Below are 19,496 nucleotides of genomic sequence, written 5' to 3' on the forward strand. Positions count from 1 at the left end.
AATACTTCAATAAAAATAGCTTAGTAGGGTTTCTCTTCCTTCTCCAAGATTTTCAAATATTTGGTTTTCTTAAATTGCCCTGATAATGCCAAAATAATAAATAAGTACCACATCACAAAACTTAGAAATAATAGTAAAAAACTACCTAAAATAAGATATAAGAACGATAGCCCTAAAGTTAGACAGAAAAAATCTAACTTTTAGGAATCAGTACAGTTTTTTCAAGCACTTCCAATTAATCTCTATTCGATTGAGAAATTTTCAGATGATTTTCTTCATCCTTCAAGTATTGTTTAGCCTTTCGAACGATATAGAGCGATTTATCTTCTAAGACTAACTTGCTCTATGTATATCTCTTTTAAGAGTAGCATTCAAGACTTGGTAGTAGACTGCTGGTACTTAAAGTCATTGCTTAAACCTTCGAAATAATCATTGCTTTGGTGCGTAATGATTAAATCATAAAGATCTAGACAGACCTTTTTATTTTCTCAGCCAGTGTAGAGTCTGTGATGGTCAATCCATCTTTCCCCCTTACGAGCCAGCACTTTCGTAGGCATCCAAGCCCCTATCCCAGAGTTTGAGGGAAATGAAAAAGAAGACAAGGGAAATCAGAATCAAACCACCGATATTAAAGAGCCCATTCTTACCCTGCAAGAAATAACTAGCAGGATAGTAAGCCGTAAAGGCAAATGGCACGATAAAACTAATCAACCAACGAAGGAGCGAATTGTAAATGGAAATCGGGTACTTGGCAAAATCATTGAACATATAAAAAATATAAATCATGGCGCCTGACTGTTTAGTCCAAAAAGCGATGCTGGCTGTCGCGATTTTTAAAGAAGTGTAAATCAAGGTCGCAAAAGGAATACAAACTAGAAAAAGCAGGAATTTTGGAAGAGTCCAAGCGATGCTAGTTACTGTTGTTCCTAATAGAATGCCACCGACCAAAAGTTCACCCAAGGCATCAATCTGAAAGGTCTCAACCAGAATATGAAAGAGAGGGTTGATAGGACGAGTCAGATACTTGTCAAATTCCCCTTTTCGTACTAGTCGTTGACCTAAGGCCCAGAGATTGTCAAAAAAGAGATGGTCCAATCCCTTGGGAATCAAGGAAAATCCATAGATAAAGGCAATCTCTTGAAAAGTCCAACCTTCTAGGGATGGAATATGTTGAAAGATAACATTGAGAAACAAGAGGTTTAGGCCTTGAGTCAGAAAGACTCCCAAGACACCTACTACAAAATCAACCTTGTATTCCATGATTTGCTTGATGTATTGTCTGATAAAAATCAGATGCATGCGTTGATATTTTTTCATACTAACCTCCTTGAATAGTGATAAATGACTGGACTCGTTTCCAAATCAACTGAGACAAGCCCACCATCACTATAAGCCAGAAGAACTGGAGCAAAAGCGCTTGAAGAATCTGACTGGCATCGTATTTCCCAACAATGATCATAACCGGAGTGTAAATCAAGGATGAAAAAGGCAAGAAGGAGAGAATAGCTGAAACCACCTTTGGAAAAAACGTCAAGGGAATCAAACTGCCAGACATAAAGGCCACTATTGAAGTCTTGAGTAGATTAGAACCCCATAAATTTTTAAATACAAAGGCTGAAAATCCAAAGCAGATATTAAAGAAAAAGTTAATCAGATAAGCCAGAGTTAAGCTAAAGAGATAAAGGACAGTTAATCCCAGCACTTCTACAATACCTTGCCCAGATAAGATTTTCATCAAAACAATGACACTTAAAAATGGCAGTCCAACAGAGATAAAAATCAACCACTTGGAACCAAGTTCGGTGAAAAGGTAAGAGGCCGCAAAATGCACTGGTCTCAGCAAGCGCATGATAATGGAGCCATCCTTGACCTCCTCCCCAATCATAAAGGAGCTATCAGACCTGGTCAAGAGATTGGTCACAAAACTCATGATGATGTAGAAAGTGATATCTGCCATACTGAAGCCCTGAATCAAAGGCTCCTGGGAGGAGTCAAAAACAGCCTTCCAGAGATAGAAAGCGACAAAAGCCCCCATGACATCACCAATCCGATAGAGAATAAAGTTGACTCGATAGGTAATCAACTCCTGAATCCCTGCATTGATAAAGGGTTTATAACGTCTCCACAATTTGACCATCTTAGAGCTCCTTTCGATAGAAGCGACGGATAATATCTTCGATATCCGTATCTACCATCTTCAAATCACGGACTTCAAAATCAGATAAGGTTTGCTTGATAATATCGGCCGACTGGTAGCGGGAACTATCGAATTCAATAGTCAGGCTATTTCCTTGTCTATCGATGGTCATATCAGGCAAGTCTTCATAATGAGAGACGAGATGACTTTGACCTGGCATCAGATCGAAGGAAAGAGTCTTCATCTTGCCAAAGGTTTCCTTGAGCTGGCTAACCGTCCCATCAAAAATCTCTTGCCCCTTATCAATCATAAAAATCCGATCACAGAGTTGCTCAATGTCACTCAGATCGTGAGTGGTCAAGAGAATAGTTGTTTCTTCCTCTTGATTGATTTGAGTAATAGCCCGGCGAATGTTATCCTTGACCGACACATCCAAACCAATGGTCGGCTCATCTAAAAAGAGAACCTTGGGATTGTGAAGCAAGGAAGCCGCAATATCCGCCCGCATCCGTTGACCTAGCGAAAGAGTCCGCACAGGATCCTTGATAAAGTCCTTCAAATCCAAGACTTCATTCAAAAAATCCATGCGCTTGTGGAAGAGCGAGTCTGGGACATCGTAAATCTCCTTCAAAACCGTGTAAGTCTCTTGCAGGGCCAAGTCCCACCATAGCTGAGTGCGTTGTCCAAAAACAACCCCAATATCCTTGACATAATCCTGGCGATTATCCTGTGGAATCTTGCCATTAATCCGACAAAAACCAGACGTCGGTTTCAAAATTCCTGTCAGCATTTTAATGGTGGTCGACTTCCCAGCACCATTTGCCCCGATAAAACCTAGAATCTGCCCCTTGGGCACTTCAAAGGTCAAATCCTTGACCGCTTCAAAGGTCTGCTTTTCAGGATGAATAAAGGAACGCAAAGCCCCCTTCAACCCCGGTTCCTTGACTGTCTTCACAAAATTTTTCTGAAGATGTTTCACTTCTATCATTGCCATATCTATCTCCTACAGTAAAAAATCAACAAACCGTGTCCTCTAAACACAAAAAGCCAATTTCTCATCTCCTAAAATCTGCCTTCTTTATCACAGCAGAAGACCTTAGTATTACTCTATTATAAAGCAGTTAAAAAAGGAAACCAAGTGTTATTCTCTCAAAAGAGAAAATAGTTTTGATACTTGAAAAAATCAAAACCACCCGTCTAATTCACTAAACAAAATGACACAATTCAATAATTCATCAAAGCCTCTACATATTCCTGTAGAGGCTCATTTCAACTTCTCTCATTCTTGCTTGTGAATGTTTAGATAGATTATAAGCCACAAAAAAGCCACCATATGGTGACCTTTAATTAATAAAATTTCTTTTATAAACTTCTCCTCATCCCAACCAATCTTTTTCTTTGGCAATGCGGACGGCTTCTGTTCGGTTGCCTGCATCGAGTTTAGTCAGGATGGCTGTCATGTAATTTCGGACGGTTCCATTTGAGAGGAAGAGGCTTTCGGCGATTTCTTGGTTGGTTGACCCTTGGGCAACCATGGCCAAGACTTCTTGTTCACGTTGGCTGAGTGGATTATTGTCAAAGGCAACACCTTCAACCAGCTCTGGCGAGTACTCCTTTTGACCTGCTAGGACGGTATGGATGGTCGCCATGAGGTCACTGATGGAACGTTCTTTGAGCACGTAGGCATCCACCTGGGCTGCAAGGGCTCGTTTAAAATAGCCTTTTCGTTTGAAGGTGGTCACAATAACAACCTTCGTTTCACTTTGATTGGCACGAATCCACTCCAGGACATCAAGTCCTGTCTTGATTGGCATTTCAATGTCTAAAATGGCTACGTCGACCTCTTCTTTTTCCAAGAGGGCAATGGCTTCTTGGCCATCACTGGCCGCATGGACCTCTTCAACATCGTCCTCCAGCATGAGGAGTTGGCAGAGGGCATCCCTCAACATTGACTGGTCTTCGGCAACTAATAATTTCATGCTTTTCCTCCCTCTTTCAAATGCACACGAATGATTGTTGGATGCGATTGAGACACAATTTCCAAGTCTCCATCTACCAAACTCAGGCGCTCTCTGATACTGTGTAGTTCTTGTCCAGTGACTTCCTCAAAGCCACAACCATCATCCTCAAACTCAAGGACAATACCACGATCACGTCTTAGACGAATCTGACAGCTATCAGCCTGGCTATGTTTGATGACATTATTGGCCAGTTCACGAAGCACCATGGACAAGGTCGACTGGCTAACAGGTGACAGGCTGTCTAAGTCAAGGCTACTATCCACGGTCAAGACGATATCTGATAGGTCAAAGAGTCGCTCGAGTTCCAGTAACTCCTCTGCCACCGTTCGGTATTTGAGCTTATTGACAATCTCACGCACCTCGTACATGGAGTCTCGGCTAATCTGGTTCAATTCTTCCAGATTCTTTCTAGCAGCTTCATACTGCTCCTTGTCCATCTGTTTCAGAGCCAACTCGGTTTTAAGACTCATCATGGCAAAGGTATGTCCTAAGGTATCGTGCAAATCACGACCGATACGATTGCGCTCATTTTCAGCTGACAGGATATTAATGGTCCGATTCTGCTCCGCAAGGGCCTCTTCCATCTTTCTCTCCTGACGTATACGGTTTTGAAAATAGTACATTCCCAAAGAAAATAAGGTAATAGCCATAGACATGAGGTGGGTACTCAAATCGTCTGTCAATAGGAAGGATGATGACGTCAAAATCAAGAGGGTCACTAGAAAGGAAAAGAATCGATAAGATGATATGCTATCCTCAAAGCGCCAAACGAGAAGATTGACATTGAAAAAAACAAACCACATCATGCCCCCCTGGAAGGTCATGGACATAAAGATAATGTAAGCTAAAGTGTAAAACCACAGAAAGGGAATCCACTTGCTATAGGCTTGTTTCAAATACACCATAAGGAGATAAGCGATGGTAAACAATCCTGTCAAAACTAAGGTCCAAACTGGAAAATAGCCACCAAAAACTCCCAATACTGGGAAGACTAGGAAAATCAGACTAACAAAATAAGCGAAATCATTTTTCTGGTATGTTCTAAACATGGTCACTTTCTCTGTACGATTTGATAAAAAGGGCTAAGCCTGTAGCTATTGTAGCATAGACCAAGATAAAAATGAGAGATTTCCATGAAAATTCCCCCTTTTTCGCAAAATTGACTACCAATTGATTGATATGATAGATGGGTGTCCACTCAGAAATGTGCTGAACCCATTTTGGAAACATGGTTACTGGCATCCAAGAGCCACCGATAATAGCAAGTCCAAGAAAGACGATATTTCCGACGATAGCCATGATTTGTTGGGACTTAATTTGGGCTAGGAGTAAGCCAAAGGAGAGGAAAACTAGACTTGACAAGAGTAAAAGAGCACCTGAACCGAGCCAATGTGATAATGGCATCTTAACATCACGCACAAAAGCTCCCACACAGAAAGTTACGATGATAGCAACCATAAAGTTCATAAGAACTCGGAAGATTTTTGACAGGTAATAGGCCTGAATACTGATTTTTGAATGTTCGATGTAGGTTAGCCAGTGCTCGGTTTGGTCCTCTCTAAGCATGTAGGGGAAGGTAAAGAAACCAAAGCTAGACATGGAAAACCCAGTCATGGTCAACATATAGGACAAGATAAAGGCTTTTTGTGATTCAGGGTCAGGACTCATTTCCATACCTGAATACAAGAGGAAGAATCCGACGGGCATTCCGATGGACATGATGAAGACTGGCCAACTGCGCCATGTTTTTATCCATTCGATTTTAAGTAGTGCTTTCATGACTTGTCCTCCCTTGTGCTATCAAATAGGCTATCTAAAAGTGTCTTGTTTTGAATTTCAATGTCAGAAATGCGACAGCCTAGAGCTTGCAAACTACTCCAAATACTTTCAATATCTTTAGTCATAAAGGTTACTACATCACGTTTTTCAGTCACATCATAAATGGCTGCCAGTTTGTCAAGACTTGACGCAAAGCGACTTGCTAAGGTGACTTGCTTTTCCTTTTCTTCGCTACGCATAGCATGTGGCGTAGTATCCCTGATGAGTTTTCCCTGATGAAGAACCAAAATGCGGTCAGCTGTGTGCTCGACTTCTTCGATATAGTGGGACGAATAGAGAATGGTCACACCTGACTTTTTCAGATCATTGATGATTTCCCAAAAGCGTTGGCGTGTCGTAGTGTCCATCCCTGCTGTAGGTTCATCTAAAAACAGAATATCAGGCTTGCCAATAAGACAGAGGACAAAAGCAAGAAGACGTTTTTGTCCCCCTGAGAGTTTATCCGCGAACTGCTGATACTGGTCGTCTTTGAATTGTAAGAGTGCTTGTATCTCTTCTTTAGATAAGCCATTTTCAGAAATATCTTGGAAAAAAGCAATCAGTTCCTTTACTCTTAATTGTGAGGGAATGGTATTTTCTTGAAGGAGAACAGCAATTTGATCTTGCGCTTTTCCCTTTTTGCCCTTGATAAAAACTTGACCGCTACTGGCTTTCTTATCACCAAGAATGCAGGACATTAAGGTCGTTTTACCAGCACCGTTGGGCCCGATTAAGGCAAGACAGTCTCCTTGTCCCACCTCAAAGCTAATATGGTCTAAAATTGTTTTTCCTTTGATTTTTTTTACAAGATTTGTGACTTGAAGGATTGCTTCACTCATGTGTGTGATTTCCTTTCTTTTGATAGAAGGCTAAAAAGACATAACAAGCTGCAACAGATACCCCCATGACACTGTAGAGAATATCACTACTGCCATGAAGTAGGACATAGGCAAAGAGGATGGTCCAATTACCGCTAGGAGCATAATGCTTAGTATTTTCAATAGTTTCATACTGGGCCTCCTAGTTTTTCAATTCATTAATGACAAGATCGATAAAACTTTTAGCCATAGTGATAAGAATGTAAGCTGAGATAGACAAGCCAATAATCATGCCCAAATTTGAGAAGATAGCTTCAAAGTTCCCTTTTTCAAAGATATCAGTAAACATGCTAAGTCCAGCAAAGACAGTTCCGATTACAGCGTAGATAAGGTAAGATGTTTTGATTTTCATGAGATGACCTCTTTCGTTTTTTATTATTTCTAAGTTATGACTAAAGTATATCTTTTTGGTCATTCTCTTTTTAGCACCAGATGTCATGACATGACATGACATTTGTCATGTGACGTAAAAAAGCCGACCCAAGGTCAGCTCTCTATAGTCTAATATCTCTCATCAAGTTCGTAATAAGTGCGAACGACACGTCCTTTATAATGCACTCTGACTTTCCGTAGCCAAAGGCAATCACCTTTTTCAAGGGTATAGAAGTCATCTCGACTAACGAAGAAGTTACGTTTTGCCTCACCAACTTTAACGACTAGGAAATGATTGGTACTCGTTCTTGGTGCCTTAGCAATTCTCTTTCCAATGATGACACCTACAACCTTAGACCAGTCTTCGCTATAATAGCCCATCTTGGTTAAAATAAAGAGAAGAAATTTATCCGTTAGTACCCAAATGCCAGCAGAAAGAGCAAGTACAAAAAAGATAAATATTCCTGTCACCAAGCCCAGACTACCACTCTCACGTCCACTGTCAAACCAGAGATGCAAACCTTTCTCATTTCCAAAATACAGCAGGGCTAGAAAAATACCTGTAAGGAGGAGAGAGAAGACTCTTTCAATATTTCTCAAAATAAAATCCTTCATGTCTCTACTCCTTTTCTACCGTAGTGTAGCTACCATTTTCACTCTTGATAGCAATATCTGATGACATGGCAACTGATAAAGTAATTGGACCACGAACTTGGCCATCAGTATCTCTGAGTTCCCAATTGCTACCGTCGTTACTTGTGGCTATCCCCTTGTCTTCTTGACCATTTTCATAAACTGGCAGGACATAAACCTCTGTCACACCTGGTAGTTCTTGACGCTGTCCTGTCGAGCTATCCTCAATCACAAAGGTTGAACTAGCTTGGTCATAGACCACTTTCTTGGTATCAGAAATAGGCTTATCTGATTTTTTAGCCAAATCAGATATGGCTGAAGCTGCCTTATCTACCGTTCCCTGTGTAACCAACTCATTTCCTGAAAGCCCCGAAATAACTTGAATCTTCTTAGGCTGTGACTGGACCATTGCTCGTGTGAAAAAGCCATTGGCTAGGAAAAAAATACCACATACCATTACTAGAAAGGATAAGACAATCACCCCTCCACCTGTCCGTGTCTGCTCTGTCACTTCTGTCATTGGACGAAGAGGAGGTCCTTGCCAAGCGGTCTTTTTGTGTCTCATATCCAAGAGGTCACAAAGGTAGTCTTCCAACAATGCAAAATCATAATCCTTGGCTAGACTTTCAATTCCTTCCAAGGTCTCATAACTTAGACCACCTCTTTCAAGTATGGTGCCAATAGTCTTGGTAAAACGGTAGGCAAAATCCTGATCCTCCAACCAGCCCAAAGCAGCACACTCACTCATATAATCTTTGAGTTTAGAAATAGTCAGAGTATTATATAGGAAATATAGCTCAACAGTCTGAAGAAAACTATCCTGCTTTTCGATAGCTAAATCTTCTCTAAGAACAGAATCCTCGCGAGTCCTTGAATAAGGCTCACTATGATTGAACGTTTCATAAGTATCTGATGAAGTTAGCTCATCCAGTTGCTTCTGCTCTTCTTCAGCATCCACCTGCTGGACCTCATATTCAGTCACTTGCTCATCGTCGACTTTTCCAGTCGCATAATCTGTAAGCTCAAGTTCATCAATGCTTTCTTGCCCTTGACCAGACTTGCTAGCATCTGCAGCTTGTTTAAAGGAAGCGTCTAGCTGGGAGGCAGACACCATCCCAACAACGCTGCCATCAGCCTGTTTATGGCCTATGACAGCACTCACATCCTCATTTCCAGATTGCGATTTTTGCCAGGCAAGGGCCTCTTGATAAGCCTTTTGCAGGCGTTGGAAATTTTCAGGATCATCCTCAGGGTGGTAAACCTTACTCTGTTTGGCGTAGGCTCTCTTGATGTCCTTAAGATTATTGGTTGGTTGAATGCCTAAAATGGACCAAAAATTCATGCGTCACCTCCTATCTCCAGAAATTAGGGTCATCAGACCTATCAAAGGGCTCGCCATTCTCCCCGTGGTCGTCTTTTTCTTGACGGAAAATATCCAAATCATCTAGTGACATGATATTTTCAATGCTATCAAGATAAGCTTGATAGCGTTTCACGATTTCTTTTCGCTTCTTGATATTGTTAATAGCCAATTGATAGCCTTTTTCAAAATCTTCCATTTGCCACAAAAAATGTAATTGCATCTTATAAGGCATTTCCATAATTAAACGATAGGCCCGCTCAGTCTGCGTTTTAAAGTCGGCCTCAAAGGACAATTGATTAGAGACAAGCTTGATATTCTCCAGATGCTCACTCTTGTCAACCTCTTCGATTTTACTTTGACTACCAATACGATACGTTTTAGTCTCACCTGTTGACCCCAGTTTAACCTCTATATAGAGCATGGAATTAATATCGTAAGTAAAGGTAGTCTCAAAAAACTCTGTCTTAGTCGCAGTCCCAGGAACATCGATAATAAACTCATCCAAAAAGAGATTTGCCTCAGGATCGAGCGATTCTCCCTGATAAATCATAAAGCGACATTGTTTCTGTCCGCGACTGGCATAATAATATTTGCTGGCTGAGGTCGGAAGGACAGACAACTTATTAATAACCTTTGAAAAGATATTTTTATCAAAGTCAGAGTCATAGGCACTGATTCCCAATGAGAAAGGACAAATATCAGTAATTACCAAATCTTTGACCTTTTCCTGACGCTCTTTAACAGCTAAATAAGTCCCCAAACCACGCGCAACCAACTCATCCATATCCTTCAAACGCTTAATAGGAAGATTGAGAAGATTCATGATATAGGATTGAACCAAAGGCATCATGCTAGACCCACCGACCAAGATAAAGGCATCTAGCTCATGAGCCCTGTAGCCGCTATCACTCACCGCTCTACCAATGACTTTCTTAACACGATCAAGAACAGGTTGAATAATGGACTTAAGCTCAGCTTGAGTGTATTGTTTCATGTAATATTGGTCATCGTAGGTCAAGGAGACTGCAGCTAGTTTTTCCTTTTGTAGCTTGAGCTTGCAACGTTCTGAAGACAAGAGGAGACTAGACTTTTGCTTGGTGTCTAACTTCTCCAAATCAATCCCTTGAGACTGACAAAAATCTTCAGCGATAGCCTTATCAAAGTCGCTGCCACCCAAGAAATTATCACCTGCAATAGAAACAATTGAAATCACATTATCAAAACAATCAACCACAGAAACATCAAGCGTACCTCCTCCAAAGTCGAAGACGATGAAAGACTCGTCCTTGCCAATCTTGTGACAAGCAATGGCTGCCGCAGAAGGCTCGTTAATCAATCGTTCCACCTTAATGCCCAATCGTTGTCCGATAGCCTTGGTCGCAGAGCGTTGTTTCTCGTTAAAATAAGCCGGCACACTAATGAGCACCTCATCTACTTTTTCACCTAAGTAACTCTCCGCATCAGCTACTAATTGTTTAACCACCAAAGTTGACAAATCAGTTGCCGAGAAAACTTCCCCATCAAGGTAAAAGATTTCATTGGTTCCCATTGAACGTTTAAAGAGTTGGGCCGTATTCTCAGGATCAGTCACTAAGCGTTCCTTCGCAATTTTTCCAACCGTCAAGACATCGTCCGACACATGAACCACGCTAGGCGTCAAATATTCGCCAAAACCATTTGGAATCAGCTCAACCTCACCTTCACGATAGGTAACCGCTAGACTATTAGTCGTCCCCAAATCAATACCAATTGTTGCCATAACATTCTCCTAAACTGCTTTTGTCCTTCCATTATAACATAGTCAAAAACGTCCTTTTCAGGAAGTAAGTAAACTATTTCAAATGTGCCATGAACTAAGAAAGTCAGCAAAGAATGACAGATGATTCTCTTTGAGAACAAAGTGAGTTTAACTGAGACTTTCCGCTATGATTCCCCCCTAAGAACTTAAACTTCAGAGGTTCAGAAATATCGAGACCTTATACTCTAAGCTTAGGTATGGAACTTCCTTGACGTTCGCTGACGCCCATCATCACCTAAGGACAGTCTCGAAAAAGATTCTTTATTAAAAAATAAAAGCCAACCCAAGGTCAGCTTTTCATTTTTCTTATTGATTATTTTTTGAATGGTTCTTCCACCATGATGAGAGGATGGAACCTGAGATATTGTGCCAAATACTAAAGATGGTTGATGGGATAGCAGCTTGTGGCACGAAATACTTCATGGCAAGGGTTGCTCCAAGACTTGAGTCTTGCATCCCCACTTCGAAAGTAATGGCTTTTTGTTGTGGCTCTTCCAAACCAAGGATTTTTGAAAATCCAAAACCAAGGGCATAACCACAAAGGTTATGGAGCATAACAACTGGAATGACAAGGGCTGTCGCTGCTGTGAAAATATTGGCATGGTTGGCAGAAACCACTGCTCCAACAATCAAGAGGATGGCAGCTTGAGAAATCAAAGGCATAATCTTGATGATGGCATCAATTTTCTTACCAAAGATTGAGTGAACAAGCACACCCAAAATGATAGGAACAACCACGATACGCAAGGTACTAAGGAAGAGGCTTTGAGCAGGGACGCTCACGTACTGACCAGCCAAGAATGACAAGAGAGTTGGAATCATGAGTGGGGCCAAGAGAGTTGAGAGGGTTTCAATAGAGACATCCAAGGCAACATCCCCACCTGAAAGGAAGGCCATAACACTAGATGAAGTCCCACTTGGACAAGACCCAACAAGGATAACCCCTGCTGCTGTCGCACCCTTAAGATGGAAAATCATACAAAGCAACCAAGCCAAACCAGGCATGATGACATAGTGGGCAACAGTCCCAAGAACAACTGGAATTGGACGCTTAGCAATACGTTTAAAATCTTCAGTGGTCAAAGTAAGCCCCATACCAAAGAGAATCAAGCCAAGTAGATAAGCCGTATTGGGAATAACCCAACTACTAGTTGCGGGAAGGGCATAGTTAAAGGCCGCCCAAAGGATAACAGCTACAGTAAACCATTTGCTGAGCCATTTACTAAAAGATACAAGTGACTCCATAATGAAACCTTCTTTCTATTTTCACAGAATAGTATAGCACTTTCATTTTGAATTACAAGGTAAATTTCGAATTTTCTGAAATTATTTTCAAAAAAATAAACCCTCACACTTAAGATGTGAGGATTTTGTGATTTCTATAAACGTTAAGCCTTGTCTTGCGACTTTTCTTCAAAATGTTGAGCCCGTTCTTCTCCCCACCATAGTGGCAATAATTCGCTCAAAGTAATGGTTTGTCGTGTTTCGTAGTCAACCATGAATTCCAAGTTACGATTGTCGGGATGCAGTTCCATTAAAAATTCTCGACAAGCCCCACAAGGCATGCCAGACGTTCCACCATGAGGTGGCTGGTCACGAAAGGCGATAATTCGCTTAACCTTGGTCTGACCAGACTCTTGATACATATTGAAAAGCGCAGCCCTTTCAGCACATAGATGGAAAACACCACAAGTCCCTTCCATACAAAAGCCTGTGAAAATTTGCCCATCTTCAGCCTCAACGGCAGCCACAACGTGTCTAGCATAGACAAAGTCTGAGACTTCCTGTGGCTGATACAAGGCTTGAGCCTTTTCATACATTTTCTGCCAAATATCCATTATTTCTCCTTTAACCTCGATCACTTTCTCTTTGTGACTTGATAAAGAGTGCAAGCCCTGTTGCTACTACAGTATAAGCCAAAATAAACAGAAGTGACTTCCATGAAAATTTCCCGTCCTTTGCAAAATTAACGACCAACTCATTGACATGATAGACAGGCGTCCACTCAGAGATATTCTGAACCCACTTAGGGAACATGGAAATAGGCATCCACGAACCACCCACGATAGCTAGGCCAAGATAGGTAATATTTGCAACCACAGACATAATCTGTTGAGATTTAATTTGAGCGATAAGCAAACCAAAAGCTAGAAAAACCAGACTTGACAAGAGTAAGAGAGCACCTGAACCTAGCCAACCTGACAAAGGCAACTCAACATCTCGAACAAAAGCTCCCACACAAAAGGTCACAATGATAGCAACCATAAAATTCAGCAAAACACGAAAGATTTTAGAAAGATAATATGCTGAGATACTGATTTTAGAATGCTCGATATAGGTCAACCAGTGCTCCGTTTGGTCCTCTTGCAACATATAAGGGAAGGTGAACAAACCAAAACTAGACATGGAAAAGCCAGTCATGGTTAACATATAAGACAGCAAAAACTCTTTTTGAGTCTCGGGATTAGGTGTTGAGACAATGCTTGAGAATAGGAGGAAAAAGCCTACAGGCATACCAATTCCCATGATAAATACTGGCCAGCTACGCCATGTTTTTATCCATTCAATTTTTAGTAATGCTTTCATGCCTTGTCCTCCCTTGTTGAATCAAATAAGCTATCCAAGAGTGTTTTATTTTGGATTTCAATATCAGAAATTCCACAGCCTGCTTTCTCAAGACTTTGCCATACCTTTTCGATATCTTTGGTCATGAAGCTGATGACATCCCTCTTTTCAGTAATCTCATAGATATCGGTCAAGCCATGAACGATATTAACAAAGCTACTTGGAAGAGTGACCTGCTTCTCTTTCTCTTCGTGTCGCATAGCGTATGGCGTAGTATCTCTGATGAGTTTTCCCTGATGGAGAACTAAGATGCGGTCAGCTGTATGCTCTACTTCTTCGATATAGTGAGAGGAATAGAGGATAGTTGTCCCAGCTTTTTTCAAGTCATTGACAATCTCCCAGAAACGTTGACGAGTGGAGGTATCCATACCCGCTGTCGGTTCATCCAAGAAAAGGATTTTTGGTTTATCAATCAAACAAAGGACAAAAGCTAGAAGACGTCTTTGTCCACCAGAGAGTTTGTCCGCAAACTGCTGGTACTGGTCTTCCTTGAATTGCAGGAGGTCTTGCACCACTTGATTGGTCAAGGGATTATCAGAGATAGACTGGAAGAAGGCAATCAGCTCTTCCACTTTTAAACTATTTGGAATGGTATTTTCCTGAAGGAGAACTGCGATTTTATTTTTGGCCTTACCTGCCTTACCATCAATGAGGACCTGACCACTGCTTGGCTTTTTATCGCCAAGAATACAGGACATCAAGACAGTCTTCCCTGCCCCATTAGGTCCAATCAAGGCCACACAATCTCCCTTGTTTATCTCAAAACTAATCTCCTCTAAAATGGTCTTTCCCTTGATACGTTTTCCAAGAGAAGAAACCTGAATAACTGTCTCACCCATCAATGCTTTCCTTTCTTTTATATAGATGCCATGCTTGACAATATCGCTGACATCATTGGACTTCCCTTAATACTCCACTTCCAACTCCGTACAGAAGAGACTTCCGCTCAGATGAAGTCTCGTTTCAACTTGCTCGAAATCAGATTCGAAACGATCCACCTTCACAGATGACAGAGGATGTGAAATTCCAGTGGTATCCATGACACAGCCGTGAGGAAGTCGGATATGAACTTCACCAAACTTTGCATCAAGATGAACAGCTACCCGATCTGACGCAAATTTGGCCTGACTCAAATCCAACCAAAGCTCACCAAAAGCTAGATTCATATCAATCGTTTCGACTTCTTGAGAATAGATACGATACCTATCCTCAGCCATATAGGTCTTAACAGAAATATGAGGCCCCTCTTGGTCATTCTTATTAACCTTATAGTCTTTAGTGAGACCCTTCTTTTGACTACGACCATAAAAAAGCTCTAAGGCCAAACCAATGAGAAAGATACCGCTAAAGAGATTCCACTGTGCAAAATCAAGGTTTAACAAGTCATGAACATAGGGTGATAAGAAGGCCAAACCAAGAAAAACGAGGAGAGGCCGCCTATTCAGGATACCAAAACAAAAGAAGGCCACGAAGAAAACCAGATTATAATTGACCATGATCCAAAAATCTGGAATAAAGGCACTAGCGATAAAACAAGCTGCTAGTAAAAGCAATAAGAAAGACCGAAGATTAAACCGTTGCATAAGAAGACTCCTTTCTAAAGAAATGATTGCAATTTTCCAATTATTTTCACTATCAGTATAGCACTATTTGTAAACGTATTCAATGTTATATAAGAAGGAATTGCAAGAAAAAAAGAGCTTTCGCCCTTTCATCATTTTTCAATGTTTGACAGTTACCTGTCCAAAGGATACTGAGCCTGTTAGAGAAACTGTAGTGCTAGACAAGTCTCGCTCTCCCAGACTATCGTAGCCTTTCACTCCTGCTAGGCTTGTATGAAGCCCATGTGTATCCACTTGCCAATCCTTAGGCACTCGAATGACAACATGAGAAAAATTGGCCTGAACCACAATCTGAGGTCGGTCCGTCATAAACTGAGCCTGACGCAAATCTAAAGTCAAACGTCCAAAATCGGCATTGGCATAGACAGTTTCGAGGTTTTGTGAAGTCACCACCTGAACAGACTCTGAAAATAAGGTCTTAGCAAAAATCTCTCGCTCATGTTCTTTAGAAACCTTGTAAGAGAAGTTCTTTTTATAACTTGGCTTGCTCAAACGGTCCACCGCAATTCCCAAGATAAGAATCCCTACAAACAGGGTCCATTCTGAATAGTCCAATCTAAAGAGGTCATGAATATAGGTTGATAGAAAAGCCATTCCCAAGAAAAAGAGAAATTTCCCCTTAGATTGCCAACTCAAAAGCACAAAAAGCAAGGCCAAAATCAACTTATAATTAAAGGCCAAATACAAATCTGGAATAAAGGCTGTCGCGATAAAATAGGCAGCAATGATAAGTAGGGTGATAACACCTGCATTAAAGCGTCTCATAACAGTTCCTTTCTAAATCCTATCCTTGAGTTTTTCCACAAAAAGGTAGGCTGCTGGACAGAAAAGCGTATTTTTAATAGTCAGATGATTGATCTGATAGATTTTCTTACGGTCTGTGTGAGGAAAGGCTGCACAGGCCTTGGGGCGGACATCATAGATGTCACAGAGATTATCAGGCCCCAAAAATGGACAAGGCATGGACTTGAAGACCTTATCGCCATCCTCATCTACTTGCAAGTACATCTCCTCGAAAGCAGGTAACTTCATGCGAAAATGCTTGGCAATACGAGTAATGTCCTGCTCTGTGAAGTCTGGGCCTAGTGTCTTACAACAATTGGCACACTGGACACAATCAATCTCCTGAAAAACTTCATTGTGTACCTGCTGAACAATCTTATCTAAATTTTTAGGGGCTTTCTTCTTGAGTTGTGCTAGAAATTTACGGTGCTCCCCCTGCTTTTGACGTGCCAATTCCTCGTAACGTTTGACATCAATAGTCTGTGACATGTGTTTTCTCCGATGATTTATAATTCTTTCATCTATTATAGCATAAAAGAAATAGAGCCTAGCTTGAACTAGACTCTATGTTAGTTACATCGATACGATTCTACGATAAGAACGCGACGTTAGGGCGAAAACCAAGACATAGGCTAGGAAGAAGACGCCACAAACAATAATAGTGACCACTAACATAAGATTTGGATTGAGAACCCCAATAACACGCACAATCAAACTGATCATATGGTAAGCAAAGGCTAAGTGTGTAAAGGCAAAAATCAGAGGGAGGAAAAAGACAGTAAGAACTTGTTTACGAATGGTTTTCTTGACTTGTTGATCGTCCAACCCAATCTTTTGAAGAATAACAAAGCGCTCACGATCCTCATAACCTTCAGAAATCTGTTTATAGTAAATCACGAGAACTGTGCCAAGCATAAAGATAATGGATAAGAAAATACCGATAAATAAGGTTCCGCCAACAAAGCCATTTAGCATCCCTTCTACATCATATCGGCTATTAGCAGTGAGGTTAGGCCCAGGGACACCAGTAGTTTGTCCAGCTAACTGTTGCGTTTCTTTATCCGTGAGTTTGTCTAGCAAATCTGAATTTTTCTTGGCTTCATGTGTAGGGTCTTTGACGTTAACACCAACATAAGTAGATTGAGTGGTTGCTGTTCCTTTGATACTTTCTTTAAAATTATCCATATCAGGAACGACAAGGTAGCTATAATCAGAAACTATGGTTGTAAAGATATTAGGTACTTTACCTTTAATAAAGTCATTAAGGCTTTCCTGAATCTGGTAGTTTTGACCATTGATAGAGACACTCTTTTGATCTTTCAATATTTTATTTTTAGTAAATAAGCCAACTTGATTTGAAGTCAGATTGAGGTCTTTACCTGTTAATTGCTTATAAGTTGCTTGTGAGAAGACAAGAAAAACTGACTTTGGTAGAACTTTTCTTTCATTCTCAGAAAAGATGGTTAGCTTGTTTTTTTCTTGTTCTTTGATACCAAAGTAGAGGTAAGTTACTTCCGTTTTTCTATTTACCTGATTTCCCGACTGTGATAAGAAATCATCCATAACCTTTTGTGTACTTGTTACATCTACATTCGTTCCGGTAACTGAGTACTCATGTGGAGCAGCACTGGCCAAATAGTCTTTTTTTCCAGCATAGATACTTGCAGCACCTACAAGCGTCACTAGAACCATACTTGATAGGATGGCAATGGTCGCCAGCCCAACTGCATTTTTCTTCATCCGAAAGACAAGGTTGGAAATGGAAATCATATTATTGGGCTTGTAATAGTAGCTCTTCTTCTTTTTCAAGAGTTGCAGAACAACTGTTGTCCCGGCATTAAAGAGAAGGTAAGTCCCTAGAATGACCAGTAGAACAGCTAGGAAAAAACTCATAATAGCCGTTACTGGATTCTGAACAGAGAGAGCAAGATAGTAACCATACCCCATAGCACCAAGTCCCAAAAGGGTTTGAATAACTAGAAAACGTCCCTTTTTTTCACCCTTAAGGCCATCTTTAGTTAATTGTAAAGGATTAAGCCGTAGCAATCGGAAACCATTTACCAAAACCAACAAACCAAAAATACAAGCAAAGATGACAAGAACAATAGGAATTGTCATTACTTGAAAGGTCGAGACTAAACCAGTACTTTCACCGATAAGCCTTTGAAGAAAAGCATAAATGAGTTTATCAAAAAGTGCCCCCACACCTATACCTAGTAGCAAAGTCACAAAACTCATAATCACTGTTTCTTTTAGAATCATACTAAAGAGGTGACGCTTCTCTAAGCCTAGCACACTATAGAGACCAAGCTCCCTTGAACGATTTTTCATAACAAAGCTATTGGCATAAAGAACAATAATTCCAGAGGATAGGGCAACAATTCCAAGTCCCATCCCCAAAACCATCTTGATAGCATCTGCCCCAGTCAAGTCATCCAGATGAGGATTAAGCGTTAAAGATGTAAAGATATAGGTAATGGCAATAGCCAGAATAGTTGCTAAAGCAAAAGGATAATAAAGCTTACGATTTTTTATGAGATTGGACAAAGCCAGTCTATTGGTTAGACGAAACATATTAGTTCACCTCACTTGCCATTGCAGTTAGTGTATCGGAAATTTCCTGGAACATTTGATGTTCAGACTTATCTCCTTTGAAGATTTGATTATAAAGAATTCCATCCTTGATAAACAAAACACGCTGCGCTCGACTGGCGGCCGCTGTCGAGTGAGTTACCATGAGAATGGTCTGACCGCTGGCATTAATAGCATCGAAGACATCCAAGAGCGCTGCTGAAGATTTGGAATCCAGGGCACCTGTTGGCTCATCTGCTAAGAGTATTTCTGGTTTTGTGATGATTGCACGCGCAACCGCAACCCTTTGCTTTTGGCCACCTGAAATTTCATAAGGGTACTTCTCCAGTAAGGAATGAATTCCCAGTTGACGACTGATTGCATCTACTTGTGTCATCATTTGCTTAAGTGGGCGACGAGAAAGAACCAAAGGTAGCAAAATATTATCTTTAACTGATAGGGTATCTAAAAGATTGAAATCCTGGAAAACAAACCCTAATCTTTCACGACGGAAGCTAGAAGCATCCTTGTTTTTGATGGTTGCTGTGTCCATACCATTCAGATAGACACGCCCTGCTGTTGGTTTATCAAGCATGGCAAGGATATTAAGCAAGGTTGATTTTCCTGACCCAGACTCACCCATGATTGCAACATAGTCACCTTTATCAACCGTAAAATGGATATCTTTAAGGGCTTCAACCTGATTTCCTTTGAAACGTGTTTTATAGATTTTTTTAACATGTTGAACATCTAGTAATGTCATAATAAGCTCCTTTATTTAATAGATTTGGAAGAGATTTTAGGAACCTCTTACTTAACTTCTGATACCATTTTATAGAAAAAGCAAGGTCTCAACCATAACCCTTGCTTTCATT

General features: G+C 40.7%; 20 protein-coding genes. All 20 read right to left on the bottom strand.

The window, feature by feature from the left end; translation table 11 throughout:
• Nucleotides 1–531: 531 nt before the first annotated feature.
• The 20 genes from O3670_RS03315 to O3670_RS03410 all read right to left on the bottom strand — a co-directional run bounded on the left by O3670_RS03315 (nucleotide 532) and on the right by O3670_RS03410 (nucleotide 19,384).
• Nucleotides 532–1,317, bottom strand: a complete 786-nt coding sequence (locus tag O3670_RS03315) for an ABC transporter permease (protein ID WP_073951114.1) — start codon at nucleotides 1,315–1,317, stop codon at nucleotides 532–534.
• Nucleotide 1,318: 1 nt separating this feature from the next.
• A complete protein-coding gene (locus tag O3670_RS03320; protein ID WP_195520013.1) occupies nucleotides 1,319–2,137 on the bottom strand; it encodes an ABC transporter permease in 819 nt (272 codons plus the stop codon).
• A 1-nt stretch (nucleotide 2,138) separates the two neighbouring features.
• Nucleotides 2,139–3,131: an ABC transporter ATP-binding protein gene (locus O3670_RS03325; protein WP_156685355.1), complete on the bottom strand. Its 993-nt coding sequence runs from the start codon at nucleotides 3,129–3,131 to the stop codon at nucleotides 2,139–2,141.
• Between the two features lie 382 nt (nucleotides 3,132–3,513).
• Nucleotides 3,514–4,116 carry a response regulator transcription factor gene (locus O3670_RS03330; protein ID WP_038676257.1) on the bottom strand — a complete coding sequence of 201 codons (603 nt, stop codon included), beginning with the start codon at nucleotides 4,114–4,116 and terminating at the stop codon, nucleotides 3,514–3,516.
• Nucleotides 4,113–5,207 carry a sensor histidine kinase gene (locus O3670_RS03335; protein WP_371595778.1) on the bottom strand — a complete coding sequence of 365 codons (1,095 nt, stop codon included), beginning with the start codon at nucleotides 5,205–5,207 and terminating at the stop codon, nucleotides 4,113–4,115. Before O3670_RS03335 ends, O3670_RS03330 begins: the two co-directional genes overlap by 4 nt.
• On the bottom strand, nucleotides 5,200–5,937 hold the full coding sequence (locus O3670_RS03340; protein ID WP_014621744.1) for an ABC transporter permease: 738 nt from the start codon (nucleotides 5,935–5,937) through the stop codon (nucleotides 5,200–5,202). The genes O3670_RS03335 and O3670_RS03340 overlap by 8 nt, the downstream gene beginning before the upstream one ends.
• On the bottom strand, nucleotides 5,934–6,815 hold the full coding sequence (locus O3670_RS03345) for an ABC transporter ATP-binding protein (RefSeq protein ID WP_060775867.1): 882 nt from the start codon (nucleotides 6,813–6,815) through the stop codon (nucleotides 5,934–5,936). Before O3670_RS03345 ends, O3670_RS03340 begins: the two co-directional genes overlap by 4 nt.
• Nucleotides 6,816–6,996: 181 nt before the next feature.
• Complete coding sequence (locus tag O3670_RS03350; protein WP_004182317.1) at nucleotides 6,997–7,206, bottom strand: hypothetical protein; 210 nt, start codon at nucleotides 7,204–7,206, stop codon at nucleotides 6,997–6,999.
• A 149-nt stretch (nucleotides 7,207–7,355) separates the two neighbouring features.
• Nucleotides 7,356–7,841, bottom strand: coding sequence for a hypothetical protein (locus O3670_RS03355; protein ID WP_038676262.1), 486 nt, complete (start codon nucleotides 7,839–7,841; stop codon nucleotides 7,356–7,358).
• Nucleotides 7,842–7,845: 4 nt separating this feature from the next.
• Nucleotides 7,846–9,201 carry a J domain-containing protein gene (locus O3670_RS03360; protein WP_038676264.1) on the bottom strand — a complete coding sequence of 452 codons (1,356 nt, stop codon included), beginning with the start codon at nucleotides 9,199–9,201 and terminating at the stop codon, nucleotides 7,846–7,848.
• A 10-nt stretch (nucleotides 9,202–9,211) separates the two neighbouring features.
• On the bottom strand, nucleotides 9,212–10,981 hold the full coding sequence (locus tag O3670_RS03365) for an Hsp70 family protein (RefSeq protein WP_038676266.1): 1,770 nt from the start codon (nucleotides 10,979–10,981) through the stop codon (nucleotides 9,212–9,214).
• A gap of 345 nt (nucleotides 10,982–11,326) precedes the next feature.
• The gene (locus tag O3670_RS03370; RefSeq protein WP_014632977.1) at nucleotides 11,327–12,265 is read right to left on the bottom strand and encodes a bile acid:sodium symporter family protein; all 939 of its coding nucleotides are present in this window, start codon (nucleotides 12,263–12,265) and stop codon (nucleotides 11,327–11,329) included.
• Nucleotides 12,266–12,408: 143 nt separating this feature from the next.
• A complete protein-coding gene (locus O3670_RS03375) occupies nucleotides 12,409–12,858 on the bottom strand; it encodes a cytidine deaminase family protein (protein ID WP_037610447.1) in 450 nt (149 codons plus the stop codon).
• Nucleotides 12,859–12,868: 10 nt separating this feature from the next.
• Nucleotides 12,869–13,606, bottom strand: a complete 738-nt coding sequence (locus O3670_RS03380; RefSeq protein ID WP_037610448.1) for an ABC transporter permease — start codon at nucleotides 13,604–13,606, stop codon at nucleotides 12,869–12,871.
• Nucleotides 13,603–14,484: an ABC transporter ATP-binding protein gene (locus O3670_RS03385; RefSeq protein ID WP_175061349.1), complete on the bottom strand. Its 882-nt coding sequence runs from the start codon at nucleotides 14,482–14,484 to the stop codon at nucleotides 13,603–13,605. The genes O3670_RS03380 and O3670_RS03385 overlap by 4 nt, the downstream gene beginning before the upstream one ends.
• Nucleotides 14,485–14,550: 66 nt before the next feature.
• Complete coding sequence (locus O3670_RS03390; RefSeq protein ID WP_037602158.1) at nucleotides 14,551–15,228, bottom strand: hypothetical protein; 678 nt, start codon at nucleotides 15,226–15,228, stop codon at nucleotides 14,551–14,553.
• A 138-nt stretch (nucleotides 15,229–15,366) separates the two neighbouring features.
• Entirely contained in the window at nucleotides 15,367–16,032 is a 666-nt protein-coding gene (locus O3670_RS03395) for a hypothetical protein (RefSeq protein ID WP_037602160.1), read from the bottom strand.
• 12 nt (nucleotides 16,033–16,044) lie between these two features.
• The gene (locus tag O3670_RS03400; RefSeq protein ID WP_004182309.1) at nucleotides 16,045–16,539 is read right to left on the bottom strand and encodes a YkgJ family cysteine cluster protein; all 495 of its coding nucleotides are present in this window, start codon (nucleotides 16,537–16,539) and stop codon (nucleotides 16,045–16,047) included.
• A gap of 84 nt (nucleotides 16,540–16,623) precedes the next feature.
• On the bottom strand, nucleotides 16,624–18,624 hold the full coding sequence (locus O3670_RS03405; protein WP_371595779.1) for an ABC transporter permease: 2,001 nt from the start codon (nucleotides 18,622–18,624) through the stop codon (nucleotides 16,624–16,626).
• Between the two features lies 1 nt (nucleotide 18,625).
• Nucleotides 18,626–19,384: an ABC transporter ATP-binding protein gene (locus O3670_RS03410; RefSeq protein ID WP_008534947.1), complete on the bottom strand. Its 759-nt coding sequence runs from the start codon at nucleotides 19,382–19,384 to the stop codon at nucleotides 18,626–18,628.
• Nucleotides 19,385–19,496 lie beyond the last annotated feature (112 nt).

The sequence above is a fragment of the Streptococcus sp. 27098_8_74 genome, from assembly GCF_041431705.1.
GTDB lineage: Bacteria > Bacillota > Bacilli > Lactobacillales > Streptococcaceae > Streptococcus > Streptococcus salivarius_E.